The 25,598-nt window shown below is 50.7% G+C and carries 26 protein-coding genes; 12 read left to right on the top strand and 14 right to left on the bottom strand.

From position 1 onward, the window contains the following. Both sgrT and EDF88_RS10700 read left to right on the top strand, forming a co-directional pair. Positions 1-162 (top strand): glucose uptake inhibitor SgrT, encoded by a 162-nt coding sequence (gene sgrT / locus EDF88_RS10705; protein WP_072011208.1) that lies wholly within the window; start codon positions 1-3, stop codon positions 160-162. 141 nt (positions 163-303) lie between these two features. Further along, a complete protein-coding gene (locus EDF88_RS10700; protein ID WP_064513714.1) occupies positions 304-1,482 on the top strand; it encodes a sugar efflux transporter in 1,179 nt (392 codons plus the stop codon). Positions 1,483-1,526: 44 nt separating this feature from the next. Here EDF88_RS10700 and hemW read toward each other — a convergent pair whose 3' ends face one another. The 5 genes from hemW to EDF88_RS10675 are packed head-to-tail and all read right to left on the bottom strand — an operon-like array spanning position 1,527 to position 4,846. Beyond that, entirely contained in the window at positions 1,527-2,663 is a 1,137-nt protein-coding gene (gene hemW, locus EDF88_RS10695) for a radical SAM family heme chaperone HemW (RefSeq protein WP_064513713.1), read from the bottom strand. Beyond that, positions 2,656-3,249 (bottom strand): XTP/dITP diphosphatase, encoded by a 594-nt coding sequence (locus EDF88_RS10690; protein ID WP_134184620.1) that lies wholly within the window; start codon positions 3,247-3,249, stop codon positions 2,656-2,658. Before EDF88_RS10690 ends, hemW begins: the two co-directional genes overlap by 8 nt. Positions 3,250-3,277: 28 nt before the next feature. Next, on the bottom strand, positions 3,278-3,568 hold the full coding sequence (yggU, locus tag EDF88_RS10685) for a DUF167 family protein YggU (protein WP_064513708.1): 291 nt from the start codon (positions 3,566-3,568) through the stop codon (positions 3,278-3,280). Beyond that, positions 3,565-4,119 carry a YggT family protein gene (locus EDF88_RS10680; RefSeq protein WP_064513707.1) on the bottom strand — a complete coding sequence of 185 codons (555 nt, stop codon included), beginning with the start codon at positions 4,117-4,119 and terminating at the stop codon, positions 3,565-3,567. Before EDF88_RS10680 ends, yggU begins: the two co-directional genes overlap by 4 nt. A 22-nt stretch (positions 4,120-4,141) precedes the next feature. Beyond that, complete coding sequence (locus tag EDF88_RS10675) at positions 4,142-4,846, bottom strand: YggS family pyridoxal phosphate-dependent enzyme (protein ID WP_064513706.1); 705 nt, start codon at positions 4,844-4,846, stop codon at positions 4,142-4,144. A gap of 15 nt (positions 4,847-4,861) precedes the next feature. On the opposite strand from EDF88_RS10675, the gene EDF88_RS10670 reads away from it, so the two are divergent. From EDF88_RS10670 to EDF88_RS10660, 3 genes are read left to right on the top strand one after another with little or no spacing between them, the layout of a single operon-like run. Further along, the gene (locus tag EDF88_RS10670; RefSeq protein WP_134184618.1) at positions 4,862-5,866 is read left to right on the top strand and encodes a type IV pilus twitching motility protein PilT; all 1,005 of its coding nucleotides are present in this window, start codon (positions 4,862-4,864) and stop codon (positions 5,864-5,866) included. A gap of 54 nt (positions 5,867-5,920) precedes the next feature. After that, positions 5,921-6,103 (top strand): type II toxin-antitoxin system HicA family toxin, encoded by a 183-nt coding sequence (locus tag EDF88_RS10665; RefSeq protein WP_134184616.1) that lies wholly within the window; start codon positions 5,921-5,923, stop codon positions 6,101-6,103. 23 nt (positions 6,104-6,126) lie between these two features. Then, positions 6,127-6,591, top strand: a complete 465-nt coding sequence (locus EDF88_RS10660) for a type II toxin-antitoxin system HicB family antitoxin (RefSeq protein WP_134184614.1) — start codon at positions 6,127-6,129, stop codon at positions 6,589-6,591. Here the strand turns inward: EDF88_RS10660 and ruvX are convergent. From ruvX to metK, 8 genes are all read right to left on the bottom strand, one after another. Continuing rightward, positions 6,588-7,007: a Holliday junction resolvase RuvX gene (gene ruvX, locus EDF88_RS10655; protein ID WP_134184612.1), complete on the bottom strand. Its 420-nt coding sequence runs from the start codon at positions 7,005-7,007 to the stop codon at positions 6,588-6,590. The genes EDF88_RS10660 and ruvX overlap by 4 nt on opposite strands. After that, a complete protein-coding gene (locus tag EDF88_RS10650; protein ID WP_134184875.1) occupies positions 7,007-7,570 on the bottom strand; it encodes a YqgE/AlgH family protein in 564 nt (187 codons plus the stop codon). The genes ruvX and EDF88_RS10650 overlap by 1 nt, the downstream gene beginning before the upstream one ends. A gap of 128 nt (positions 7,571-7,698) precedes the next feature. After that, complete coding sequence (gshB, locus tag EDF88_RS10645; RefSeq protein WP_064513696.1) at positions 7,699-8,646, bottom strand: glutathione synthase; 948 nt, start codon at positions 8,644-8,646, stop codon at positions 7,699-7,701. A gap of 15 nt (positions 8,647-8,661) precedes the next feature. Then, positions 8,662-9,393: a 16S rRNA (uracil(1498)-N(3))-methyltransferase gene (rsmE, locus tag EDF88_RS10640; protein WP_064513694.1), complete on the bottom strand. Its 732-nt coding sequence runs from the start codon at positions 9,391-9,393 to the stop codon at positions 8,662-8,664. Between the two features lie 53 nt (positions 9,394-9,446). Next, positions 9,447-10,154 carry a deoxyribonuclease I gene (endA, locus tag EDF88_RS10635; RefSeq protein WP_064513692.1) on the bottom strand — a complete coding sequence of 236 codons (708 nt, stop codon included), beginning with the start codon at positions 10,152-10,154 and terminating at the stop codon, positions 9,447-9,449. Between the two features lie 92 nt (positions 10,155-10,246). Further along, positions 10,247-10,762, bottom strand: a complete 516-nt coding sequence (locus tag EDF88_RS10630; protein ID WP_134184872.1) for a SprT family zinc-dependent metalloprotease — start codon at positions 10,760-10,762, stop codon at positions 10,247-10,249. Between the two features lie 72 nt (positions 10,763-10,834). Continuing rightward, positions 10,835-12,229, bottom strand: a complete 1,395-nt coding sequence (locus EDF88_RS10625) for a sugar porter family MFS transporter (RefSeq protein WP_134184611.1) — start codon at positions 12,227-12,229, stop codon at positions 10,835-10,837. A 407-nt stretch (positions 12,230-12,636) separates the two neighbouring features. Beyond that, positions 12,637-13,791, bottom strand: a complete 1,155-nt coding sequence (gene metK, locus EDF88_RS10620; RefSeq protein ID WP_064513686.1) for a methionine adenosyltransferase — start codon at positions 13,789-13,791, stop codon at positions 12,637-12,639. 669 nt (positions 13,792-14,460) lie between these two features. Between metK and yqgB the strand changes: the two genes are divergently transcribed. From yqgB to speB, 3 genes are all read left to right on the top strand, one after another. Then, positions 14,461-14,607, top strand: coding sequence for an acid stress response protein YqgB (gene yqgB / locus EDF88_RS10610; RefSeq protein WP_157092057.1), 147 nt, complete (start codon positions 14,461-14,463; stop codon positions 14,605-14,607). Continuing rightward, on the top strand, positions 14,600-16,576 hold the full coding sequence (gene speA / locus EDF88_RS10605; protein ID WP_074392007.1) for a biosynthetic arginine decarboxylase: 1,977 nt from the start codon (positions 14,600-14,602) through the stop codon (positions 16,574-16,576). Before yqgB ends, speA begins: the two co-directional genes overlap by 8 nt. A gap of 221 nt (positions 16,577-16,797) precedes the next feature. Continuing rightward, positions 16,798-17,718, top strand: a complete 921-nt coding sequence (speB, locus tag EDF88_RS10600; RefSeq protein WP_034457777.1) for an agmatinase — start codon at positions 16,798-16,800, stop codon at positions 17,716-17,718. Between the two features lie 139 nt (positions 17,719-17,857). Here the strand turns inward: speB and EDF88_RS10595 are convergent, their stop codons facing one another. Next, the gene (locus EDF88_RS10595; RefSeq protein ID WP_034457774.1) at positions 17,858-18,616 is read right to left on the bottom strand and encodes a M48 family metallopeptidase; all 759 of its coding nucleotides are present in this window, start codon (positions 18,614-18,616) and stop codon (positions 17,858-17,860) included. Between the two features lie 265 nt (positions 18,617-18,881). Between EDF88_RS10595 and tkt the strand changes: the two genes are divergently transcribed. The 4 genes from tkt (at position 18,882) to epd (ending at position 25,556) form a co-directional block, all read left to right on the top strand. Further along, positions 18,882-20,873 (top strand): transketolase, encoded by a 1,992-nt coding sequence (gene tkt, locus EDF88_RS10590; protein ID WP_064513678.1) that lies wholly within the window; start codon positions 18,882-18,884, stop codon positions 20,871-20,873. Between the two features lie 119 nt (positions 20,874-20,992). After that, on the top strand, positions 20,993-22,063 hold the full coding sequence (locus EDF88_RS10585) for a YncE family protein (protein ID WP_064513676.1): 1,071 nt from the start codon (positions 20,993-20,995) through the stop codon (positions 22,061-22,063). A 157-nt stretch (positions 22,064-22,220) separates the two neighbouring features. Then, positions 22,221-24,167 (top strand): TonB-dependent receptor, encoded by a 1,947-nt coding sequence (locus EDF88_RS10580; protein WP_243839609.1) that lies wholly within the window; start codon positions 22,221-22,223, stop codon positions 24,165-24,167. Between the two features lie 369 nt (positions 24,168-24,536). Beyond that, on the top strand, positions 24,537-25,556 hold the full coding sequence (gene epd, locus EDF88_RS10575; protein ID WP_134184605.1) for an erythrose-4-phosphate dehydrogenase: 1,020 nt from the start codon (positions 24,537-24,539) through the stop codon (positions 25,554-25,556). Positions 25,557-25,598: the final 42 nt, after the last annotated feature.

The following is a 25,598-nucleotide window of genomic DNA, read 5'->3' as shown; positions in this document are numbered from 1 at the left end:
ATGAAACGGTCGCCAGTTGTTAAGTTCTATCAACAGTATTTTACCGCAACCCAAAGTGTTTCCGCTGGATGGCTGGCTCGCCTGACAGCATCGCAACGTCTAAGGATGCTTGAGGACTTAATGCAGTGGGAGGTGACAACTTCCGTGACCGTGAAGTACTGACTCGTTGATACATGTGTGACTGAGAATTGGTGAATTTCACCTGGCCAGCAGATTGTTCCTGCTGGCTTTTTTATACCCGTCATTAGGGTATAGTTTACGTTTTGCACACCCAGTGAGCGCTCGAACAAAAGGAATTTCTGCATGCTGTGGTTTTTGACACGAGGACGCCGCCTCAATCCGGTGTATGCCGCATTTATGGTTGTGGCTTTTATGATGGGGATTGCGGGGGCACTTCAGGCTCCCACCCTTAGCCTGTTTTTAACGCGTGAAGTGCAGGTGCGCCCGTTCTGGGTCGGGCTGTTTTATACCGTCAATGCGATAGCCGGGATACTCGTCAGCCTGGCGCTGGCGAAGCGTTCAGATAACCGGGGCGACCGTCGCAAACTGATTATGGTTTGTTGCGTAATGGCCGTAGCAAACTGCGTGTTGTTTGCTTTTAACCGCCATTACCTGACGTTAATTACCGTTGGCGTTATGTTCGCGTCTATTGCCAACACAGCGATGCCACAAATCTTCGCTCTTGCCCGCGAGTATGCCGATAGCTCGGCGCGAGAGGTGGTGATGTTCAGCTCGATAATGCGTGCGCAGCTCTCGCTTGCCTGGGTTATCGGGCCGCCGCTGTCATTTATGCTGGCGCTAAACTACGGTTTCACCACCATGTTCCTGATCGCGGCCGGGATTTTCGTTATCTCGCTGGCGCTCATTTTCTTTGCACTCCCCTCAGTGAGCAGGATTGAACAACCCGCAGATGTTGCCCTCACGCAGGTCAGCGGCTGGAAAGACAAAAACGTTCGCATGCTGTTTATCGCCTCCATGCTGATGTGGACCTGCAACACCATGTACATCATTGATATGCCGTTATGGGTCAGCACTGATTTAGGGCTGCCTGAATCGCTGGCGGGGCTTCTGATGGGCACCGCTGCGGGGCTTGAGATCCCGGCAATGATCCTTGCAGGCTATTACGTTAAGCGTTTTGGTAAACGCCGTATGATGGTGATTGCTGTGGCGGCTGGCGTGTTGTTCTACGTTGGATTGATTCTGTTCCATAGTCGCACGGCGCTGCTGTTACTTCAGCTTTTTAACGCGGTGTTTATCGGGATTGTCGCCGGTATCGGGATGTTGTGGTTCCAGGATTTGATGCCGGGCAGGCCGGGTTCGGCGACCACTTTATTTACAAACAGTATTTCGACGGGCGTGATTCTGGCGGGCGTGTTACAGGGTGCGCTGGCGGAGAGCTTCGGGCACCATTCAGTGTACTGGCTAATTGCGGGGTTGTCGGTGTTGGCGTTGATTCTGACCAGTCGGGTAAAGAATATTTAAGCTGAAATAATGTCGGATGACGCTGTACGTCATCCGACAGATAATCATTCGGCCAGAAAAATTTCTAATAGCGAATTCAAAAACAGCTTACCGTGTTCGGTAATCTGCCAAAACTCTTCTGTCTCAATCAAATAATCTTTAGCCATTGCCTCGTCTAACTGCGCACGAATCACCGACTCATCAAGCCCGGTATACAGGCTAAATTCGTTGCGAGGTGCGGCTTCCAGCAGACGGAAACGGTTCATAAAGAACTCGAATGGTTTGTCGGCTTGTTCAACATCGTGCTGCTTATCGAGGTATTTGCCTTCCATGTAACCGCGTGGATGGCGAGTTTTGGCGGTACGCATAATGCGTCCGTCTTCAAATGTCACTTTGCCGTGGGCACCGCAGCCAATCCCCAGATAATCACCAAAGCGCCAGTAGTTCAGGTTGTGCTGGCACTGGTAGCCTGGTTTCGCATAGGCCGAGGTTTCGTATTGCTGGTAACCGGCAGCCGTCAGCAGTTTGTCGCCCTGCTCGAAAATATCCCACAGTGCGTCGTCGTCCGGCAGTTTTGGCGGGCGTGAGCTAAACAAAGTATTCGGCTCAATCGTCAGCTGATACCACGAAAGATGCGGTGGGTTCAGTTCAATCGCCTGGCGCAAATCATCGAGCGCTTCTTCCAGAGTCTGATCCGGCAGGCCGTGCATGAGATCCAGGTTAAAGCTGCGCAAGCCAAGACCGTTTGCCAGATGTGCTGCACGCTTTGCTTCGCCAGAATCGTGAATACGCCCCAGGCGCTTGAGTTTCGGTTCGCTGAAACTCTGCACGCCGATAGAAATGCGGTTCACGCCAGCGCGCTGGTAACTCACGAAACGGTCTGCTTCTACCGTCCCGGGGTTCGCTTCCATGGTAATTTCCGCATCCGCTGCCACCGGTAGGCGTGCACGCACACCGTCGAGCAGGTTTTGCATCGCCTCGCCTGAAAGTAGACTCGGCGTACCGCCACCAATAAAGATGGTCTTTATTTCACGTCCTTGTGCCATTGGCGCGTCATTTTCCAGATCGCGCAACAGGTGGGCGACATACTCATCGTGCGGTACGTCGCCTTTGAGTGCATGAGAGTTGAAGTCACAGTAGGGGCACTTCTGCACGCACCACGGGATATGAATATAGAGACTCAGAGGTGGCAAATTAGCCATTTTTCATTGCTTCCAGTAACAGTTTCAGTGCTCGCCCACGGTGGGAGATCGCACGTTTTTCATCACGAGTAAGCTCACCGGCAGTTTTGCCTTCACTCGGGACAAAGAAAATAGGGTCGTAGCCGAAGCCACCCTGGCCTGCTGCTTCGCGGGTAATCTGGCCTTCCCAGCTACCGTGACACACTAGTGGCGTTGGATCTTCTGCATGGCGCATATAGACCAGCACGCAATGGAATCGTGCTTTGCGCTGATCGTCCGGCACATCTTTCAGTGTAGCCAGTAACTTTTCCAGGTTCTGCTGGTCGGATGCATCCGTGCCTGCGTAGCGTGCGGAGTAAATCCCCGGAGCACCACCCAGCACATCAACAGCCAGACCGGAGTCATCGGCGATGGCAGGCAGGCCGGTAACCTGTGCGGCATGGCGCGCTTTCAGAATGGCATTCTCGATAAACGTCAGCCCGGTTTCTTCGGCTGACTCCACGCCCAGCTCAGTTTGCGCCACAACATCCAGACCAAAATCGCCCAGTAAATCGGCGAGTTCACGCACTTTACCGGCGTTACCGGTTGCGAGGACAACTTTTTGCATAGTGAGAAAATCCTGTGAAATTGGCTAATTATTCGAGCAAAGCCGCGACTTCCGTCGGGATGTGTTGCGGGTCGATAATCTTAATTTGTTTATGGCGGCCCAGTTCGCCTTTCTCAAGCAGCACTTGGCTTTTGGCAACTTTGAACTGCTTAGCCAGGTATTTTACCAGATGAGCGTTAGCTTTGCCGTCTATCGGTGGGGCGGTGATGGCGACTTTAAGCTCGTCGCCATGTAGCCCGATAATGCTATCCCGGCTGGCTTTAGGCTGAATATACAGCCGTAAAACCAGCCCGTCGGAGTTAAGGCTCACTGCACTCACAGCAAATACCAAAGCCCCGGGAACAAGTCCATGCCGAGGTAATTCAGCGCGTAGAGAATCAAAATGACGATCATCGCTGAAAAATCGATGCCACCCATAGCCGGAAGCACGCGGCGAATGGGCGCCATCATTGGCTCAGTGAGCTGCATCAACACGTATTCAATTGGGCTGCGGCCCTGGCTTATCCAGCTCATCAGCGAGCGGATAATGATCACCCAGAACACCAGCGTACCGGCGGATTTGAGCAGTGATAACAAGCCCACCAGCAGGTTCATCGGGTCAAGCGATAAAGCGCCAACCTGAATGAGCAGCAAAACCGGGTACTTCAATGTGGTGAGAATAAACGCCACCAGTAAAGAGGCGGTATCAATTGGCCCAATCGACGGAATGATCCGGCGCAGCGGCCCGACAATCGGCTGGGTAATCTTGACGATAAACTGCGCAAAAGGGTTGTAAAAGTCACAACGCGACCACTGCATCCAGATGCGAATCAGCAGCACCATCACATACAGTTCAATCAGTGTTTTGACCAGGAAAGTCAACGTCAGCATGGCGTTCCTCAAAATTTAGTGATTAACGTGCGGAATAATCCCGCGCGCCGAAAATAGCGGTTCCAATGCGCACCATGGTGCTGCCTGCGGCAATCGCGGCGTCCATGTCATCGGTCATGCCCAGGGACAACGTATCAACCGTTGGGTAACGGTTTTTGAGCGATTCGAAAGCTGCTGCCATTTTCTGGCAAACCGCTAACTGACGCTCGTAATCAGGTTCAGGGGCAGGAATTGCCATCAAACCTCGTAACACCAGACCCGGCAGAGCGGCAATATCAGCCGCGAGTGTTTCAAGCTCACTTATCGCAATGCCAGATTTGCTTTGTTCATCACTGATATTGATTTGAATCAGCACGTTAAGCGGAGCCATTTCGTCCGGGCGTTGTTCGCTCAGACGGCTGGCAATGCGCAACCGATCAACGGTGTGGCACCAGTCAAAATGCTCTGCAACCAGACGGCTTTTGTTCGACTGCAACGGGCCGATAAAGTGCCACTCAAGGGTTTCTTCGCCGTTTTCGGCAAAGTAACGAATTTTATCCACGCCTTCCTGCACGTAGTTTTCACCAAACGCGCGTTGCCCGGCAGCAACGGCTTCTGCGATGGCACCCGCAGGCTTTGTTTTGCTCACTGCAAGCAAAGTCACTTCTTCTGGAGCACGGCCGCAGCGTTCAGTTGCCGCTAAGATTTTATTCTGAACCTGTGCCAGATTGTGCGCTATCTCGTTCATAGGTTGGAAAGTGATATGGATATCGAAGAAATTGTGGCCCTTAGTGTAAAGCATAATGTCTCTGATCTACACCTGTGTACGCAGCTTCCTGCTCGCTGGCGCAGGCAAGGGCGGCTTGAACCTCTGCCCGAAAGTGCGCCAACCCCCGCAACGTTGCTGAGCATCTGGCTGACAAACGGGCAACGAGAAGAATTAGAGCAACACGGGCAACTGGATTTTGCCGTTACCCTGGCAAGTGGCACCCGGCTGCGTGCCAACGCTTTTCGCCAGATGCAAGGCGACTCGCTTGCTTTGCGGATACTCACCTCTCACAGCCCAAAACTTGAATCGCTAAACGTTCCTGCCATTATTCCGGAATTACTGAAATCTGCTGATGGCTTAATTCTGGTCACCGGGGCTACGGGCAGCGGTAAATCCACTACGCTTGCGGCGATGGTGGATCATCTCAACCATCATCTCGACGGGCATATTCTCACCCTGGAAGATCCTATCGAGTTTGTTCATCACCCGAAGCGCTGTTTGATTCAGCAACGAGAACCGGGGCAGCATTGCCGATCGTTTGCCGCAGGTTTACGTGCGGCACTGCGTGAAGATCCTGATGTCATTTTGTTGGGCGAGTTGCGCGACAGCGAAACTATCCGCCTTGCACTCACCGCCGCAGAAACCGGTCATTTAGTTCTCGCAACGCTCCACACTCGTGGGGCGGCACAAGCAGTAGAGCGGCTGGTGGATGTGTTTCCCGCAGAAGAAAAAAACATGGTGCGTAGCCAACTGGCGGGCAGTTTAAAAGCGGTGTTGGCACAGAAATTATTGCCCGATAGCTGTGGCGAAAGAGTGGCTCTGTTCGAGTTACTGGTCAATACACCCGCCGTAGCGAGCCTTATCCGTGAAGGGAAAACCCACCAATTACCGGGGCAAATACAAACCGGGCAGCAATATGGCATGAAAAGTTTTGCTCAAGGTGAAGCGGTGTTACGTGCGGAAGGTCGTATTGCCGATGGGGAAAAAAATGATGGTTAAAATAATTGCTTCTGTGTGTATTGGTGTGTATTGTTTTTCCATCAGGAGAAAACCATGAATTATTCTGACCTGATTAAGGAACTGAAGGCCGCAGGATGCGAACCCGCCAGAAATTCGGGAGGCAGTCACTGGATCTGGTGGTCGCCAAATACCGGGAATACTTTTCCGGTTCCGCATCCAAAGAAAGATCTTCCCATCGGTACTGTCAGATCCATTCGTAAACGCGCGGGAATATGATTCCCAACTCACGGAGATTACCTATGTTTTTTTCTGTTGGCGTGGAGATGCCTGCAAACGAGAACGAAGCGTTCGGTCTGGTTGTACCGGCGTTGTGCAATGATGATTTTGGCTGTGTATCAGCGGCAGATTATCAGGATGAAATCGCAGAAATGGTACGAGAGGCAATTTTGTTAATCGCGGATGAAATGGTAAAGCGTGGCGTCGACATTACGCAGCTTAAAGATGCCGGGCCATTCGTCTATGCGGCAAATCCAGAATATGCGTATTGTAGTCAATGGCTGCTGGTTGATGTGGATTTGTCGGCCCTGGAAGGAAAACAACAGCGGATAAACATTACTCTGCCGGATACGCTACTTATGCGAATTGATAACCGTGTAAAACAGCCATCATCGGGTTACCGGGATCGCAGTCATTTTCTGGCAGTCGCAGCAAGGCATGAGCTGATTGATGAGTCTTCAGACATGCCTGACAACAAAAAAGACTAAGGATTATAGTCAAACCAACTTTCAAGAATCACAACGGCTGAGGCGGAATCAATGCTGCCCTTATTGAGGGCGCGGAAACCGCCGTGCTCGAATAATCCTGCACGAGCTTCCACGGTGCTCAGGCGTTCATCCTGCAAAGAGACTTTTACGCCAAAGCGGCCATGCAGGCGGTTGGCAAACTTACGTGCGCGCGCGGTGAGTGGCTGCTCGGTACCATCCATATTCAGTGGCAAGCCTACGACGACTTCATCGGGTTGCCACTCTTTGAGGATTTTCTCGATAACGTTCCAGTCGGGTGTGCCATCCTGTGCTTTCAGGGCGGTTAAAGGGCGTGCTGTTCTGGTAATGCGTTGGCCAATGGCGACACCAATACTTTTGGTACCGAAATCAAAGGATAATAAAGTCCCACTGCTCATCAGGCGTGTCCCGCTTCACTTGGCATGTTATGGATATCAATGCCGATTAATTTTGCGGCTTCTCGCCAGCGTTCAGAAATCGGGGTATGGAAAAGAATCGATGCATCTGCCGGAGCGGTTAGCCACGCGTTGTCGAGAATCTCTTGTTCCAGTTGGCCTTTTTCCCACGAGGAGTAACCGAGCGCGACAATCACATCCGTAGGTTGTTTTGCCGTGCCAATGGTTTCCAGCACATCGCGAGATGTGGTGATCACGGTGTCGTCCGAAATACGGATACTGGAGGCGAAACAATCTGGAGGGGAGTGCAAAATAAAACCGCGGTCTTCCGCCAGCGGGCCGCCAATAAAAACAGGTTTATCAAGGCGAATGGCTGGGTCACGGGGTTCTGGTTCGATTTTTAATTTTTGTAGAACACCATCAACCTGAAGGTTTTCAAGGGGTTTATTAATAATTATCCCCATTGCGCCTTCGTCGTTGTATTCGCAGATATAAACGACGGCTCGCTTAAACAGAGGATCCTGGAGCGCCGGCATGGCAATTAGAAAGTGATGCTGTAAATTCATTGTCAGAGGTTTTGGTTCCGGTTGAATAAGCGACATTTTATGCGCAGGGAATAGTCAGTTTATCATTATTGAACTGCTCTGGACACTCGGCCCATCCTTGGGCCATACCCCTGAAAAAGGGCGCCGGACTATTTCGCCAGGCGTTTTTCGATAGCGTCAAACAACATGCCAGTAATAGAAACCGGGAATTCGGCTTCGATTTCACGAATGCACGTTGGGCTGGTGACGTTAATCTCGGTCAGACGGTCACCGATGATATCCAGGCCAACAAAAATCAGCCCTTTCGCTTTAAGCGTTGGGCCAACACGGCGGGCAATTTCCCAGTCGCTTTCGGTCAATGGGCGCGGTTCGCCACGTCCACCTGCTGCCAGGTTGCCACGGGTTTCACCGCCCTGGGGAATACGCGCCAGGCAGTAAGGAACAGGTTCGCCATCAACCACCAGAACCCGCTTGTCGCCATCGACAATGGCAGGCAGGTAATTCTGCGCCATGCAGTAACGGTTGCCGAGTTCAGTCAGCGTTTCAGCGATGACGCCAATGTTTGGATCACCTTCTTTAACGCGGAAAATTGAAGCGCCACCCATGCCATCTAACGGCTTGAGGATGATATCGCCGTGCTTTTGCCAGAACGCTTTAAGCTGCGCTTTGTTGCGAGTCACCAGTGTTTCTGGTGTCAAATCAGCAAACCAGGCGGTGAACAACTTTTCGTTACAGTCGCGCAGGCTTTGCGGTTTGTTAACGATCAACGTGCCTTGTTCTTCGGCGCGCTCAAGAATATACGTCGCGTAGATAAATTCGGTATCAAACGGAGGATCTTTACGCATCAATACGACGTTGAGATCCGCAAGCTTGATGTCTTGCTCACTACCAAATTCGTACCATTTATCGTAGTTCTGCTCGACAGTGACCAGGCGAGTGCGTGCGTGTGCTTCGCCGTTGATCAAATACAGATCGGCCATTTCCATGTAATGCAGTTCATAACCACGGCGCTGTGCTTCCAGCAGCATGGCAAAGCTTGAGTCTTTCTTGATGTTAATGTTTGCGATGGGGTCCATCACGATGCCGAGCTTGATCATTGTTTTTCTCCGGTTTTAGCCCAGGTCGCCAAAACGCACTTGCAGCGCAGTAATGGCTGTGAGCGCGGTAGTCTCAGTGCGTAGAACGCGAGGTCCCAACAGAATATCAGTAAACTGATGACGTGCGGTCATGGCAATTTCATCAACCGTTAAACCGCCTTCCGGGCCAATTAGCAGGCGCACACGTTCAACAGGTTGCGGCAATGTATTAATACTGGCGCTGGCACGAGGATGTAGGTTGAGCTTGAGGCTTGCATCATCTTCAGCACACCACAGTTCAAGATCCATCGCCGGGCGAACTTCTGGCACGATATTGCGACCGCATTGCTCGCAGGCGGCAATAGCAATTTTCTGCCACTGTCCCAGTTTCTTGTTCAGGCGCTCGGCATCCAGTTTTACGCCACAGCGTTCAGAAAACAAAGGCGTAATCACATTCACACCCAGTTCGACGGCTTTCTGAATCGTGAATTCCATCTTCTCACCGCGCGACATGACCTGGCCGAGATGTAGATGAAGTGGGGACTCACGGTCATCAACGTTCGCGCTCAGGACTTTGACCCGCACGCTTTTTTTATCGGCCTGAATAATTTCAGCCTCAAAAATCTGATTGCTGCCGTCAAACAATTGCAACGCGTGGCCTGCACTCATGCGCAATACGCGGCCAACATGATTTGCTGCATCTTCGCAAAGTGCGATGTCCTGGCCGACGGAAAGGAGTTCAGGGTGATGAATGCGGGGTATACGCATGGTTTTTAATATCCAAAAGCGGGAACAGTGATAACAATTCCCGCTAGTGTAGGTTAGCTGTTTTGTGCCTGGCAAGCCCGCAGCACATAAGGGTTATGATTGCCCTGAACTTTAGCGATGCGTTCGTCGCGTTCGCACTCCCAGGTGGTGACTGGATATTGCTTATTCCACGCCTCAAACAGCTGGGTTTGCTGGCGAGAAAGGTTTAGCTGATATTGGTCACGCATATAGAAGTATGTGCGGGCGATGGCGCCACGGGCACGCGCTGGTGGCTCGGCAATCTTTTCTTTGAAGTCCACTTTCATTGCGCATTGCCCATACTGGCCTTCGCCGCCATTCCACTGGCTATACATAAAGTTGTTACGGTCAGCATTCACTTCACCAACAGCTGGTTGCAGGTTATGCATATCGCTCTCCATCTTGCGATATTCCGGGTCTTTAGCGCAGTTTTTACGGCCACCATCTTGCCAACATTGGCGCTGATGGCCGAACTGCCAGGCTGGAACAACATGTTCCCATTCGATACGTGAGGCACGGTTTTCATTTTTACGCACTTTGTAGCCGCATGACTCCAGATCGGGAACACCCTTTTTCCCTTCCCAGTTAATTTTACATCCACAATAGAAGTCGCCAGGCGCGTCGGCATTCACTTTGGCACCAGCCGCTTTTGCCTGAGAGAAATTATTGATACCGGAGCTGAACGTAGAGAAAGAGCAGAGGGCTGCAACAAGTGCAACAGCCAAAGAAATTTTGCGAGACATTTCCAGAATCCTTACTAAATCGAGTCCGCACACTACCGCACGATTTATTGGGATTCAATCAGCAAAATCAGGAAACTTTATGGATAATATTTTTAATTACAGTGGGTTGTAACGTCAGGTTTTAACAGGTCGCCACATTGCACACAGCGGTATTCTGACTCGCCGCGCAGGACTTTGTTATGACGGCGCACCGTCAACTGATGCTGTTGGCAACGGCAGCGATAGGGGAAGGTGTTTTTGCGAACGGATTGCACTTCAAACTTATGTGTCCGGCGGGCAGGAACGCCAAGCACTGTTTCCATCATCCATTTCCACTCTTTGCCATGTGGCGCTACGCGGCCAAAGTGTTTCCACACCAACAAATGAGCCAGTTCGTGAGGTACCACCTCATCAATAAAGGTCTGCTGGTTTTCCATTAACAACACCGGGTTGAGACGGATTTCGTAGCTATCCATCCATGCTGTGCCCGCAACTGTGCCTCGCTGCTGATATACCAGCTTCGGTTCCGGGTAGTTACGGCCTAAGTGCAGATTAGCCTGTTGAAGCTTTTCCCGTAGGCAACGCATAACGGCTTGCTGGAGTGCGATGGGGAGTCTTGGGGATTTCATAGCGGCAAAGAATAGTGCGAGGTGGTGCATGGTGCAAGCCCTTCTCCCGTTAAGGAGAAGGGCGGCTATTGCTTAGTTGTGAGCGCCAATCTCACGTAAACGGCGGCCTTTCATCAGGTTACGTTCGATGTGCTCCAGGGAAACGTGTTTAGTTTCAGGAACCAGCCACACGGTGAGAACAATAAAGAACAGGTTCAACGCGCCGTATACCCAGAAAGTATTCGCATTGCCCAGCGTGTTAAGCATGGTCAGGAACGTTGCACCCACGATCATGTTCGCAATCCAGTTGGTGGCGGTTGAGCAAGTGATACCAAAATCGCGCCCTTTAAGCGGCTGGATTTCAGAACACAGTACCCAAATCAGCGGGCCGGCACTCATTGCAAAACCAACGATAAACATTAGCAGCATGGCGATAGCAAAGTATTGCGCGCCCTGGGAATGAATACCAACGTGCAGCATAGTCCCGAGAATGCCCATGCCCACGGCCATAACCATGAAGCCTAGTACCAGTGTAGGTTTACGGCCCCAACGGTCTACCAGACCAATAGCAATGAAGGTTGCCAGTACGTTGATAAGACCAACGATGACGGTGCCCCACATCTGCTGAGTGGTATTGGTGAAGCCAGCAATTTCGAAGATTTTCGGTGCGTAATACATGATGACGTTCATACCAGTGAACTGTTGCATCACCTGAAGCAGAACACCCAGGAACACGGCACGACGGAAGTGGCTGTTTTCTTTAAACAATGACCAGCCGCTTTGTTTCACCTTCAGGCTTTCACGGATTTCTTCCAGTTCGCGTTTTGCTTCAGCACTGGTGTCACGTAAGCGCATCAGGACACGCTCAGCATCATGGAAGCGACGTTTTGCGGCGAACCAACGTGGGCTGTCTGGCAGGAAGAATACGCCAACCAGCAAGATCAAAGCAGGAATGGTGATAACACCCAGCATCCAGCGCCATGAACCGTTATAGCTGAAAGCTGTATCGGAAAGGTAAGCGCCAAGAATACCGATGGTAATCATCAACTGGTACATGGAGATCATGCTGCCACGGATTTTTTCTGGTGCAATCTCAGACAGGTAAAGTGGTGCGGTATAAGACGCAACACCGACTGCCAGGCCGAGCAATACACGGGAGAGAATCAGAATTTCAGTGTTCGGTGCAAAAGCCGAACACAGTGAACCTGCAACGAAAAGCACTGCGCCAATCATCAGGCTGTATTTACGCCCGATGCGGAAGGAGAGCCAGCCACTGCCCACGGCACCGACAGCTGCACCAAACATCATCGAACTTACAACCCATTCTTGCTGGTGCGCAGTTATCTGGAAATCTTTAGCGATAAACGGTAACGCACCGGCAATCACGCCAATATCGAGGCCAAATAACAAACCGGCCAGGGCTGCAAGAAAACAGACAAAAAAGGTCATGCTTTTGTTCGAGCGCCCTTGTTTTTTTATTTCAGGCATAGTGCTCTCCAGTTGAATAATTTGGGGGATATCTCGCTATTAAGGTTAGGTTAACGCGACGTAAAATTGTGTGATTCAACTCACGTTAGTGTAATCGGTTACACTAGTGTCAAGAACTGTATATGTAATTTATATAATTAAAACAGTGAATTGAGTGTAGAAAATAAAACCAAAATTTTCCATGCAAGACTAATCTGAAATGTTTTGTAACTAGCGCAGCAACAAAATGTTGTCATGCAGAACTGTCTTAATTAATGCCTTGTTAACGCCAATGTAACCGTTTCCACTGGTGTTGTTTGTTACGAGAGATTTTGCGGGAAGAGGATTTTAAGTGTTGTAGGGGGGTAAAAAAGAAAAAGGCCAGCGAAGCGCTGGCCTTTAAAGTTTGATGGTGAACTGGCTAGAGGTTATTTCAGGCCAGCAGCATCACGCAGCAATTCTGCTTTGTCGGTTTTTTCCCAAGGGAAATGCTCACGACCAAAGTGACCGTATGCTGCGGTTTCTTTGTAAATTGGGTGCAGCAGATCCAGCATCTGAATCAGGCCGTACGGACGCAGGTCGAAGAACTCACGTACCAGCAGGGTCAATTGCTCGGTAGAGATTTTCTCAGTACCGAAGGTTTCAACCATGATGGAAGTTGGCTCAGCAACGCCGATTGCGTAAGAGACCTGGATTTCACAACGGTCAGCAAGGCCCGCAGCAACGATGTTTTTCGCCACATAACGTGCCGCATACGCCGCAGATCGGTCCACTTTAGATGGATCTTTACCAGAGAATGCGCCGCCACCGTGACGAGCCATGCCGCCGTAGGTATCAACGATAATTTTACGACCGGTCAGACCGCAGTCACCCATTGGACCACCGATAACAAAACGGCCTGTTGGGTTGATATGGTATTTAGTGGAAGCATTCAACCATTCTGCTGGCAGAACTGGCTTGATGATCTCTTCCATCACCGCTTCTTGCAGCGTTTTCAGTGCAACATCTTCTGAATGCTGAGTAGACAAAACGACCGCATCGATGCCAACGATTTTACCGTCGTCATACTGGAAAGTGATCTGGCTTTTTGCATCCGGACGCAACCATGGCAGTGAGCCATTCTTACGAACTTCAGCCTGGCGTTGAACCAGACGGTGTGCGTAAGTGATTGGCGCTGGCATCAGCACTTCGGTTTCGTTGGTCGCATAACCAAACATCAGGCCCTGGTCGCCTGCACCTTGCTCCAGCGGGTCAGTACGGTCAACGCCCTGGTTGATATCCGGGGACTGCTTACCGATAGCGCTCAGCACTGCGCAAGAGTTGGCATCAAAGCCCATATCAGAATGCACGTAGCCGATTTCACGAATCGTTTGACGAGTGATCTCTTCGATATCAACCCAGGCGCTGGTGGTGATTTCACCGCCAACCAGAACCATGCCGGTTTTCACGTAAGTTTCGCAAGCTACGCGCGCTTTTGGATCCTGTTCCAGGATCGCATCAAGCACCGCATCGGAGATTTGGTCAGCGATTTTATCGGGATGCCCTTCTGATACAGACTCGGACGTAAAGAGGTGTTTGGCCATGTTTTATTCACCCTAAGAGAATTAGGTTAGTGCAGACTGCTGTTTATCGGCGCTCGAACCAGTGCGATGTACTGGTAACGAGAGTTTTCACCACAGGTTTCATTTCAGGCAGTCTAACAGTTAATCGGTATAGATGGATTAACATCTGGACGTCTATTCTAGGTTATCCATTAATCAGATTACCAGTGATTTTTACGCCTGCAAGTCTGCGCAAATAATCTCGGGTGGCAAATTTTACCGACAGGGCCGCAATCCAGGGATTTTTACTTTGCAATTTTCGGCTGTAATCGGTATAAAGCGGCGCGCGCGGCTCATTCAACAAGCACACAGTTTTTGTGTTGCCCACTTCCAGCCGGGTTGAGCAAATTTCTGAGCTTTGGCTTGTCGCATACCCAAACCGTATGCGTGGAGGTGATACGATTGAAAAACCGCTTTAATTCGCAAACTCTGGCGACCGTCCAGGTCGTGCATATGCTCCTCGCATCCAGCAACTCTTTGCTACAACTGCATTCCTGCCGATGTTATACCCATCTTGGCGCATCGATGGATTCTCGGGCCGGTTTTTAAACCCTCGAAATTCAGAACTTGGGCTCTCTTGTCATCGATAAGAGTATTCTCGTGGTTTCGCCGCTCCGCGCAACGGAGTTCGGTTACGTGTTTTACTATGATATGAAAAAGAAACCGGTCGCACAGTTAGTCTGTCAGCGTCTTATGCTGCTTTTACGCGCTGTTAATGGGTTGTTATTGCGGGATACCCCTGCGATAGTAGTCAACAGTTTTGCACATTCGTTTAAATTTGAGGTTCGCCATGTCTGACAAAATCTCTTCTGTTTCGGGTTCGTCAGTGGGCGAGCAGGATGTACACCGCTCCATGCAGGAGATTGCCATGAGTTCCCAGGAAGCCAGCAAGATGCTGCGTACTTACAATATTGCCTGGTGGGGTAATAACTATTACGACGTCAACGAACTCGGTCACATTACCGTTTGCCCGGACCCGGATGTCCCGGAAGCGCGTGTTGATCTTGCTGAACTCGTAAAAGCCCGTGAAGCACAGGGGCAGCGTTTACCTGCACTGTTCTGCTTCCCGCAGATTTTGCAGCACCGTCTGCGTTCTATAAATGCAGCGTTCAAACGTGCTCGTGAATCCTACGGCTACAAAGGCGACTATTTCCTCGTTTACCCAATCAAAGTGAACCAGCACCGTCGCGTCATTGAATCACTGATTCATTCCGGTGAGCCTCTGGGCCTGGAAGCAGGTTCTAAAGCGGAACTGATGGCGGTTCTGGCTCATGCCGGTATGACGCGTTCAGTTATTGTGTGTAACGGCTATAAAGACCGTGAATACATCCGCCTGGCGTTGATCGGCGAGAAGATGGGCCACAAGGTTTATCTGGTCATCGAGAAGATGTCAGAAATCCGCATTGTGCTGGAAGAAGCTGAGCGCCTGAATGTGGTTCCACGCCTCGGTGTGCGTGCGCGTTTGGCGTCACAAGGCTCCGGCAAATGGCAGTCTTCAGGCGGCGAGAAATCCAAATTCGGTCTGGCGGCGACGCAGGTTCTGCAATTGGTTGAGATGTTGCGTGAAGCCGGTCGTATCGACAGCCTGCAATTGCTGCACTTCCACCTTGGTTCGCAAATGGCGAACATTCGCGATATCGCTACTGGCGTTCGTGAATCCTCTCGCTTCTACGTTGAACTGCACAAGATGGGCGTTAACATCGAATGCTTCGATGTGGGCGGCGGTCTGGGTGTTGACTATGAAGGGACGCGTTCTCAGTCCGATTGTTCGGTCAACTACGGCCTGAACGAATATGCGAACAACATCATTTGGGCGATTGGCGACGCGTGTGAAGAAAACGGCCTGCCACACCCAACGGTTATCACTGAGTCTGGTCGTGCGGTAACCGCGCACCACACCGTTCTGGTGTCTAACATCATCGGTGTTGAGCGTAACGAATACACCACGCCAACGGCTCCGGCTGCAGACGCGTCCCGTGCGCTGCAAAGCATGTGGGAAACCTGGGGCGAAATGCACGAGCCGAACAACCGTCGCTCGCTGCGTGAATGGCTACACGATAGCCAGAATGATTTGCATGATATCCATACCGGCTATTCCGCAGGGAGTTTCTCTTTGCAAGAACGTGCCTGGGCGGAGCAGCTTTATCTGAGCATGTGCCATGAAATTCAGCGCCTGCTCGACCCAAGCAACCGTGCGCACCGTCCGATCATCGACGAGCTGCAAGAGCGTATGGCGGATAAGATTTACGTCAACTTCTCGCTGTTCCAGTCGATGCCGGATGCGTGGGGCATCGATCAGCTGTTCCCGGTGCTGCCGCTTGAAGGGCTGAACCAGGTTCCTGAGCGTCGCGCGGTACTGCTGGATATCACTTGTGACTCCGACGGTGCTATCGATCACTACATCGACGGTGACGGCATTGCGACAACCATGCCGATGCCAGAATACGATGCAGAAAACCCACCACTGTTGGGCTTCTTCATGGTTGGCGCATACCAGGAAATTCTGGGCAACATGCACAACCTGTTTGGTGATACAGAAGCGGTTGATGTGTTTGTCTTCCCTGACGGCAGCGTAGAGGTCGAGCTTTCTGACGAAGGCGATACCGTTGCGGACATGCTGGAATATGTTCAGCTTGATCCAAAAACCTTGCTGAAGCATTTCCGTGATCAGGTTAAACAGACCGATCTGGATGCTGGTTTGCAGCAGCAGTTCCTCGAAGAGTTCGAGGCTGGGTTGTATGGCTATACTTATTTAGAAGACGAGTAAATTACTCGGCGTACTTCGAGTCGCAGGTGTGTTGGCTGCACTCACTTACCGCCTACCTGCAACGCGAATTACTAGAGTAATTAGTATACAAATAAGGCTGCGTTCGGCGATAATCCGTGCCAACAAGCAGTCTGAATGAATACAGTCCCTTCCTCGTCGGGTTTAACGACGCGGAGGGGACTTTTTTTTGCTAATCATTACCATCATCGTGAGGTCAAACCATGAGCACCTTAGGCCATCAGTACGACAATTCCCTGGTATCCAATGCCTTCGGTTTTTTACGTTTTCCGCTGAACTTTATGCCATATGACAGCGATGCTGATTGGGTTATCACTGGCGTTCCTTTTGATGCGGCAACGTCTGGCCGTGCAGGTGGTCGTCATGGCCCTGCGGCAATCCGTCAGGTGTCTACCAACCTGGCATGGGAAGGCAACCGCTTCCCGTGGAACTTCGATGTGCGCGAGCGTTTGAACGTTGTTGACTGCGGCGACCTGGTTTACGCCTTCGGTGATGCGCGTGACATGAGCGAACGTCTGCAAGCTCACGCAGAAAAACTGCTGGCTGCTGGCAAGCGTATGCTCTCTTTCGGTGGTGACCACTTTGTGACTCTTCCGCTGTTGCGCGCCCACGCGAAGCACTTCGGTAAAATGGCACTGGTGCATTTCGATGCGCACACCGATACCTATGCGAATGGTTGCGAGTTCGACCACGGCACGATGTTCTACACCGCACCTAAAGAAGGTTTGATCGACCCGAACCACTCAGTGCAAATTGGTATCCGTACTGAGTTCGATAAAGACAACGGTTTCACCGTGCTGGATGCAGGCCAGGTTAACGACCGAACTGTTGACGACGTGCTGGCTCAGGTTAAGCAGATTGTTGGCGATATGCCGGTTTACCTGACCTTTGATATCGACTGTATCGACCCTGCTTTCGCACCAGGTACCGGTACTCCGGTTATCGGTGGTTTGACGACTGACCGCGCACTGAAACTGGTTCGTGGTTTGAAAGACCTGAACATCGTTGGTATGGACGTTGTGGAAGTGTCTCCGGCTTACGACCAGTCCGAAATTACTGCATTGGCTGGCGCAACTCTCGCGCTAGAAATGCTGTATATCCAGGCGGCTAAGAAGGGCGAGTAATCAGGCTATTTTACTTGCCATTTTAAACCCGGGCAGTGCTCGCCATCCTCACGTACTGTGTGTACGCTCCGGTGGCTGCGCGCTGCCCGGGTTCAAACTGTCTGCGACAATAACGCCTGAAGTGCTTAGTTGACTGAAGTTACTTCAAACCATCTGCAGCCATACGGTCACGAATATGTTGCGCACGTTCGGCTGAAGCAGGGTGGTCATCAAGCATTGAGCTTTGGCGACCTTCTTCCGCTTTTGCTAACTTCTCAAAACTGGTCGCCAGGCCAATTGGGTTGATTCCACGTTTTCTCAACAAATCATACGAGTAGTCATCAGCTTCAGACTCCTGGCGTTGGGAGAACTGTGCGTTCACCAGTTTTTCACCCAAATCGCCCAGTTGTGACTGCGATAAACTACCAATCACACCGCCCGCTGAGGCTGCTGCTACGCGGGCTGCGTTAGTGCCCAATGCAACCTGCATGCCTTTCTTCACATGACCGAGTGCAACGTGACCCATTTCGTGGCCGATAACTGCTTCGACTTCGTTATCGTTCATCATGTCCATCAGGCCGCTGTATACGCGGATACAGCCGTTAGCCATCGCAAACGCGTTCACATCTTTGGTGACATACACCTTGTAGTTCACCGGCATGCCGTTGATGTTGTCGCCCAGGGCTGAGGAAATTTTGCTTAGACGTTTAGCATATTCACTACTAGCTGGTGCAATGCTCGCTTTGCTGTCGAGCTCAGCACAAGATTTGTCACTCAACTCTTTCACCTGCGCATCACTTAATGTGTACGCCTGAAATGCTTCCGCACCGGAAGCGAGCAGACCGTTAGAGTCCATGTTCTGGCAGCCGCTCAGTAGGGCAGCAACGCTCAGGCTTAATAAAATTGGGCGCAATTTCATGCCAATATCCTTAATTAGTGATAACTGCTCAGAGGTGATTCAGCCACAAACCATTGGCTAGTCGCTTCAGTATAAAGAAGTTAGCCAAACTCGCGCATCAACTTGCGCAACATGCGAGCAGGTTCCAGAGATTTCTTAACCAGACAAAAGGATGCTCCATGTACATGGCACACCGCTTGCGGTACATTGATGGCAATTTTTTGGGCGTAGCCCATAACGCATAGTAGTCAAGGCCTGACCTTCAACCATCCGATCTGGAGTCAAAATGTCCTCTCGTAAAGAGCTTGCCAATGCTATTCGTGCACTCAGCATGGACGCAGTACAAAAAGCCAAATCCGGTCATCCGGGCGCCCCTATGGGTATGGCCGACATTGCCGAAGTCCTGTGGCGCGATTTCCTGAACCATAACCCGCAGAACCCTGCATGGGCTGACCGTGACCGCTTCGTGCTGTCTAACGGCCACGGCTCAATGCTGATCTATAGCTTGCTGCATCTCACAGGTTATGACCTGCCGATTGAAGAACTGAAAAACTTCCGTCAGCTGCATTCCAAAACTCCGGGTCACCCGGAAGTGGGCTATACCGCGGGTGTTGAAACCACAACTGGCCCGCTGGGTCAGGGTGTTGCGAACGCAGTGGGTATGGCCATTGCTGAACGCACCATGGCAGCACAGTTCAACCGTCCAGGTCACGACATCGTTGACCACTTCACCTACACCTTTATGGGTGATGGCTGCATGATGGAAGGTATTTCCCATGAAGTTTGCTCTCTGGCGGGTACGCTGGGTCTGGGTAAACTGGTTGCCTTCTATGATGACAACGGTATCTCCATCGACGGCCATGTTGAAGGCTGGTTCACTGACGATACTGCGAAACGCTTTGAAGCCTACGGCTGGCACGTAGTACGCGGCGTTGACGGTCACGATGCAGACGCAATCAAACGCGCTGTTGAAGAAGCTAAAGCCGTTACCGACAAACCCTCACTGCTGATGTGCAAAACCATTATCGGTTTCGGTTCACCAAACAAAGCCGGTACGCACGATTCCCACGGCGCACCTTTGGGTGACGCGGAAATCGCACTGACCCGTGAAGCACTGGGCTGGAAACACGCGCCATTCGAAATCCCGTCTGAGATCTATGCTCAGTGGGACGCGAAAGAAGCAGGTCAGGCTAAAGAAGCGGCATGGAACGAGAAGTTCGCTGCATACGCTAAAGCCTTCCCGCAAGAAGCTGCTGAATTTACCCGTCGTATGAAAGGCGACATGCCTGCTGATTTCGCAGCTAAAGCGCAGGAGTTCATCAAGAACCTGCAAGCTAACCCTGCAAAAATTGCCAGCCGTAAAGCGTCTCAGAACACCATCGAAGCATTCGGCCACCTGCTGCCTGAATTCCTCGGCGGCTCCGCTGACCTCGCGCCTTCTAACCTGACTATCTGGTCTGGTTCTAAAGCAATCAATGAAGATCTGGCCGGTAACTACATCCATTACGGTGTACGTGAATTCGGTATGACCGCGATTGCCAACGGTATCGCGCTGCACGGTGGTTTCCTGCCGTACACCTCTACCTTCCTGATGTTTGTTGAATATGCCCGCAACGCGGTGCGTATGGCAGCATTAATGAAGCAACGCCAGGTGATGGTCTACACTCACGACTCAATCGGTCTGGGCGAAGATGGTCCAACTCACCAGCCTGTAGAGCAGCTTGCTGCCCTGCGCGTGACACCAAACATGAGCACATGGCGCCCATGTGACCAGGTTGAGTCTGCGGTGGCGTGGAAATACGCAGTAGAACGTCACGACGGCCCGACCGCGCTGATCTTCTCCCGTCAGAACCTGGCACAGCAGGATCGTACCGAACAGCAACTGGCAGATGTTGCACGTGGCGCATACGTTCTGAAAGATTGTGCAGGCACGCCTGAGCTGATTCTGATTGCAACCGGTTCAGAAGTTGAACTGGCAGTGGCTGCGTGGGATCAACTGACGGCTGAAGGCATCAAAGCGCGCGTGGTTTCCATGCCGTCTACCGATGCATTCGACAAACAAGATCCAGCTTATCGTGAAGCCGTGCTGCCGAAAGCGGTTGCTGCGCGTGTGGCTATCGAAGCCAGCATCGCTGACTACTGGTACAAATACGTTGGCCTGAACGGTGCAGTTGTGGGCATGACCACCTTCGGTGAGTCTGCTCCGGCTGAGCTTCTGTTTGAAGAGTTTGGTTTCACCGTTGCAAACGTAGTGAAACAAGCTAAAGCAGTTCTGTAAAACGTAATCCCCCCTAAGGCCAGCAAACATTGATTGCTGGCCTTTTTTTTATCTGTTGTTGATAATGCAATTGAAAATTATTATCATTCACATTCGTAAATAAATGTGAATCTAAGTAAATGAATCGACATACTTTGTACGGATACCAGAAATCGGGCTTCATTGCTTTAACCGTCGCACTATTGATGAGCTCACTGAGCGCGAGCGCTAAACCACTTCCTGAAAAGGACTTTCTTACCGTTCCGGTGGGTAATGGCGTTTATGAGCTGGCATATGACGCCTCTCAAAACGTTCTGTTTGCTGCCTCTGCCCCTTCGTTTGATAAAGATAAAACGGATGGTCTGGTCTACAAGCTGAACCCAGACACGTTGAAGACAACGGGGAAAATCACCACTGAGCGACGCGTATTTGCCACATTGCTGGATGAAGAAAACCATATTCTGTATATCGGTAACACCCTTGAAGGGGCTGTCACGCTTATTGATACGCGCACCGACAAAGAGATTAAAACGGTTCAACTGAGTGATATCAGCAATCCCAAAGAAATCGTTCACACCCGTGAAATGGCGCTCGATAAAAAACGCCAGCGCTTATATGTATCAGGCGTTACTCAGAAAGGTATTATTTGGGTTATCGACACGCAAAAACAGCAGCATATTGCGACCATTGAAAATATGGGTGAATATCCAACCGGGTTGACTGTCGATGAAGATAAAGGGCGAGTTTATGCTGTCAACGGCAGTGGGGAATTGATTACGCTTGATGCCAGCGATAATAAAATTATTTCGCGAGTTAAAGTTGAACCGCAGAAAAAACACTTCTTCTTAAATATCGCGCTGGATAATAAAAAAGAGCGTGCATTTATTACCGATCCTGATTTACCTGATGTTTTGGTGGTTTCACTAAAAGACAGCAAAATCATTGATCGTATTAAGGTGATTAACTCTCTGGCTGTGATGTACAACAATGGCCGCAACGAGGTGTATATCACTCACCGTAACGCGCAGCTGATTAGCGTTGTCGACGCTGATACTTATAAAGTGAAAGCCAGCATCGTGACATCGGCCTTGCCTAATAGCCTTGCTCTCTCAGCGGATGGCCACACTCTTTATGCCAGCGTGAAGCAGGGTGAAAAAGAGATAGGTAAAAAACCGGACTACATTATTAAAGTCGATCTCGAAAAAATCTAACTCACTTTTCATTAAAAGAACAATAAAGCCCTGTGGTGAAAATTCACAGGGCCGGCAGGCTTTTTTTCAATATCTTGGGTAATAAAAAATGGCAACGAATAAGCAGTTGGTGTTCGCAAGAAGAGTGGCAGGAATAATGGTGCTAGCAGGGGGCGCTATGCTTCCCGTGTTGGCCGAGGAAAATAACGCTTCTCTTAAAGAATCTGAAGATCAAATGGTCGTGACGGCATCGGGTTTTTCTCAACAGAAAAAAGATGCCCCGGCGACAATTTCTGTTATTGACAGAAAACAGCTCGATGAAAAACCAAACAGGAATGTCGCCGAAGCCATTCAGGATTTACCCGGCGTTAATATCGGCAGTGGTTCGAGTGATATGGCAACCGGCAGTATTATGATGCGCGGTATGGACTCAGGCTATACCGCATTTATGGTTAATAGCGTGAAACAAAATACCGGTGAGTCACGGCCTTATGGGCAGGATATTGGTGCCGAGGTTAACTTCCTGCCGCCGATGGAAGCTATCGAACGAATTGAAGTCATTCGCGGGCCAATGTCATCGCTATATGGTTCCGATGCCATTGGCGGTGTGGTGAACGTTATCACCAAAAAACCTTACGGCGTACAAGACTGGACCGGGGCATTGGTGGCAAACACCTTCATTCAGGAAGACAGTGCATTCGGTAATACCAACCAAATGAATTTGTTCGCAATGGGGCCAATTGTGCCCGACGTGCTGGGTATTAGCGTCGCGGCCGACTGGCTAAATCGCCGTGACGACGAGCGCAATAATTACTTCAGCAAGAACGATCGTAAATCTATTGATATGACCGTTGGCCTTGCGGCAAACGAAACTAACCTTTTTGATCTGAATGTGGTGACGGGAAAACAGAAGAAAAACCGCGACGACGCGCCATGGATGTGGACGTTTGACAGGGATGCGGTGACGCTGAGCCACAGCGGTTGGTATGCCGAAGATACGATCGCGACCAATAACTATCTCAACTATGAGAAGGGTCGCTCTAAATACAACCTGGACGGCGATGCACCGCAGCACATTGAGACTGAAAACTACGTTGCGAATAGCCAGACCACTTTCTCGTTCGAGAATCATAAACTCACCGTTGGGGCTAACTTCACCCGCGAAGAGCTGAACGATCAATTTGCGGTTTCCAGTAAAGAAGCGCCTGGCGTTGAACCGGTGACCAAAATCAGCCGCGACGGTTGGGCATTGTTTGCTGAAGACGGCTGGCAGATTGGGGACTTTACGTTGACCACCTCTGCACGTATGGACCGCGACAACTATTTTGGCACACACATCACGCCAAAACTTTATGGCAACTGGGCCATTACGGACGCCTGGGCTCTGAAAGGTGGCGTATCTTCAGGTTATAAAAAACCTGAGTTGCGTGAAACCTCAGCCGACTTCGTGACGCCACGGGGCTCATTACCACCGTACCCTTATTTGACCGTGGGTAACGATGACCTGAAACCAGAGAAAAGCGTCAACTCCGAACTGGGCTTGTACTGGGCTGGAGAAAAACTGGCGTTAGACGGCACGGTTTTCTACACCCAATTTAAAGATAAAATCTCGGAAGAGACTATTTGCGAAACGACGGCGACTAACCAGTGCCAGATGAACGGCTATAAAGCTGATTCCATCAGCAAATACTTTAACGTCGGCAAAGCTGATGTTTACGGTGTGGAGCTGAATGCGGACTGGCAAGTGACGGAAACCGTGAAGGCCAACGCAAACTACACTTATAACCATAGTGAGCAGAAAACAGGTGTGAATAAGGGTTATGCGCTCAATGACTTCCCACGCCATATGGCGAACTTGTCACTGACCTGGTCGGCGACACAAGCGTTAGATCTGTGGAGCAAAACAAATTACCGCAGTAGCAATCGCGATACCGGCGACCATATTGATTATGACGCCTGGACGATGGTTGACCTCGGTGCGCGTTACCAGTTGAACAAAAATACTCAGCTTATGGCTGGGGTGTACAACGTGTTTGATGCCGACCCACAACGTGTCAGCCCATGGGGTGATTACGGGCTGGTCGAGGGGCGTCGTTATAATCTGGGGGCCCGAATCGAATTTTGATTGAAAGCCTGTCAGGATAAACGCTGCCAGCTGGCAGCGTTTACTCTTCATCGTTGAAATCCAGTTTTACTACGGAGCCTGTAATTCTGGGTAGTCGCGTGTTTACGCTGTCTACTATTCGTTCTTAGCCCATAATTCGTTGCAGTTATTCCATCGAAAATGTGACCTGCGTCAGAAGATTAGTTGCCTGTCCTGGGGTAACGTTCCATTTATTCCCTGTTTCGCTTACCATAGCTGAAGCGTTTCAGTCGACTAAATGTTCGACAATTAAGCAAACAAATGCAGTTTCAATAGTGCGAGGATTCCCCTCAGACGATTGCTGGATTACTCTGTCAGCCACTTAGTCTCAGGGATTCTGGCAGGAGAGATATGACCGTACGCATAGCAATTAATGGCTTCGGTCGCATTGGGCGCAACGTGGTACGTGCTTTGTACGAATCCGGTCGCCGTGCGGAAATTACCGTCGTAGCAATCAATGAACTGGCTGATGCTGCGGGTATGGCGCATCTGTTGAAGTATGACACCAGCCATGGCCGCTTCGCCTGGGACGTCCGTCAGGAGCGCGACCAGTTATGGGTAGGCGACGACGCCATCCGTATTTTGCACGAACCGGAAATTGCTAATTTGCCTTGGCGTGAACTGGGCGTTGATGTGGTGCTCGATTGTACCGGTGTGTTTGGCTCCCGTGCAGACGGTGAAGCTCATCTGGCCGCCGGTGCCAAAAAAGTCCTCTTCTCTCATCCAGGCGGTAACGACCTCGACGCCACCGTTGTTTACGGTGTGAATCATGAAAGTGTGGTTGCTGAGCATCGCATTGTTTCCAATGCTTCTTGCACCACAAACTGCATCATTCCAATTATCAAACTGCTTGATGATGCTTACGGTATTGAGTGGGGCACAGTGACTACCATTCATTCTGCCATGCATGATCAACAGGTTATTGACGCCTATCATCCAGACTTGCGCCGCACCCGTGCTGCCAGCCAGTCTATTATTCCTGTTGATACGCGTCTTGCTGCTGGAATCGCACGTATTTTCCCGAAATTTAACGATCGTTTTGAAGCGATCGCGGTGCGAGTTCCGACCATCAACGTCACGGCAATAGATTTAAGCGTGACGGTGAAAAATGCAGTTAAAGCCAATGAAGTCAACAAGTTGCTGCAAAAAGCAGCACGAGATTCATTTCATGGTATAGTTGACTATACGGAATTACCATTGGTCTCGACTGATTTTAACCACGATCCGCACAGTGCCATTGTTGACGGCACACAAACCCGGGTCAGTGGGCAACATCTGATTAAAACTCTAGTCTGGTGTGATAATGAATGGGGCTTTGCTAACCGAATGCTCGACACGACGTTAGTCATGGCCGCAAGTGGTTTCAGGTAGAGCGCATATGCGTTCGCAAAACTTTAAGAATCAACGAGAGGA

It is taken from the genome of Buttiauxella sp. BIGb0552 (genome assembly GCF_004366275.1).
Taxonomy (GTDB): Bacteria; Pseudomonadota; Gammaproteobacteria; order Enterobacterales; family Enterobacteriaceae; genus Buttiauxella; species Buttiauxella gaviniae.
Note: the sequence above shows the minus strand (reverse complement) of the source record. Positions and strands in the feature narration are given on the sequence as shown.

Coding starts and splice junctions, on each gene's coding strand:
- sgrT (WP_072011208.1), top strand. CDS start 1: ATGAAACGGTCGCCAGTTGTTAAGTTCTATCAACAGTATTTTACCGCA.
- EDF88_RS10700 (WP_064513714.1), top strand. CDS start 304: ATGCTGTGGTTTTTGACACGAGGACGCCGCCTCAATCCGGTGTATGCC.
- hemW (WP_064513713.1), bottom strand. CDS start 2,663: ATGGCTAATTTGCCACCTCTGAGTCTCTATATTCATATCCCGTGGTGC.
- EDF88_RS10690 (WP_134184620.1), bottom strand. CDS start 3,249: ATGCAAAAAGTTGTCCTCGCAACCGGTAACGCCGGTAAAGTGCGTGAA.
- EDF88_RS10680 (WP_064513707.1), bottom strand. CDS start 4,119: ATGCTGACGTTGACTTTCCTGGTCAAAACACTGATTGAACTGTATGTG.
- EDF88_RS10675 (WP_064513706.1), bottom strand. CDS start 4,846: ATGAACGAGATAGCGCACAATCTGGCACAGGTTCAGAATAAAATCTTA.
- EDF88_RS10670 (WP_134184618.1), top strand. CDS start 4,862: ATGGATATCGAAGAAATTGTGGCCCTTAGTGTAAAGCATAATGTCTCT.
- EDF88_RS10665 (WP_134184616.1), top strand. CDS start 5,921: ATGAATTATTCTGACCTGATTAAGGAACTGAAGGCCGCAGGATGCGAA.
- EDF88_RS10660 (WP_134184614.1), top strand. CDS start 6,127: ATGTTTTTTTCTGTTGGCGTGGAGATGCCTGCAAACGAGAACGAAGCG.
- ruvX (WP_134184612.1), bottom strand. CDS start 7,007: ATGAGCAGTGGGACTTTATTATCCTTTGATTTCGGTACCAAAAGTATT.
- EDF88_RS10650 (WP_134184875.1), bottom strand. CDS start 7,570: ATGAATTTACAGCATCACTTTCTAATTGCCATGCCGGCGCTCCAGGAT.
- gshB (WP_064513696.1), bottom strand. CDS start 8,646: ATGATCAAGCTCGGCATCGTGATGGACCCCATCGCAAACATTAACATC.
- rsmE (WP_064513694.1), bottom strand. CDS start 9,393: ATGCGTATACCCCGCATTCATCACCCTGAACTCCTTTCCGTCGGCCAG.
- endA (WP_064513692.1), bottom strand. CDS start 10,154: ATGTCTCGCAAAATTTCTTTGGCTGTTGCACTTGTTGCAGCCCTCTGC.
- EDF88_RS10630 (WP_134184872.1), bottom strand. CDS start 10,762: ATGAAATCCCCAAGACTCCCCATCGCACTCCAGCAAGCCGTTATGCGT.
- EDF88_RS10625 (WP_134184611.1), bottom strand. CDS start 12,229: ATGCCTGAAATAAAAAAACAAGGGCGCTCGAACAAAAGCATGACCTTT.
- metK (WP_064513686.1), bottom strand. CDS start 13,791: ATGGCCAAACACCTCTTTACGTCCGAGTCTGTATCAGAAGGGCATCCC.
- yqgB (WP_157092057.1), top strand. CDS start 14,461: ATGAAAAAGAAACCGGTCGCACAGTTAGTCTGTCAGCGTCTTATGCTG.
- speA (WP_074392007.1), top strand. CDS start 14,600: ATGTCTGACAAAATCTCTTCTGTTTCGGGTTCGTCAGTGGGCGAGCAG.
- speB (WP_034457777.1), top strand. CDS start 16,798: ATGAGCACCTTAGGCCATCAGTACGACAATTCCCTGGTATCCAATGCC.
- EDF88_RS10595 (WP_034457774.1), bottom strand. CDS start 18,616: ATGAAATTGCGCCCAATTTTATTAAGCCTGAGCGTTGCTGCCCTACTG.
- tkt (WP_064513678.1), top strand. CDS start 18,882: ATGTCCTCTCGTAAAGAGCTTGCCAATGCTATTCGTGCACTCAGCATG.
- EDF88_RS10585 (WP_064513676.1), top strand. CDS start 20,993: ATGAATCGACATACTTTGTACGGATACCAGAAATCGGGCTTCATTGCT.
- EDF88_RS10580 (WP_243839609.1), top strand. CDS start 22,221: ATGCTTCCCGTGTTGGCCGAGGAAAATAACGCTTCTCTTAAAGAATCT.
- epd (WP_134184605.1), top strand. CDS start 24,537: ATGACCGTACGCATAGCAATTAATGGCTTCGGTCGCATTGGGCGCAAC.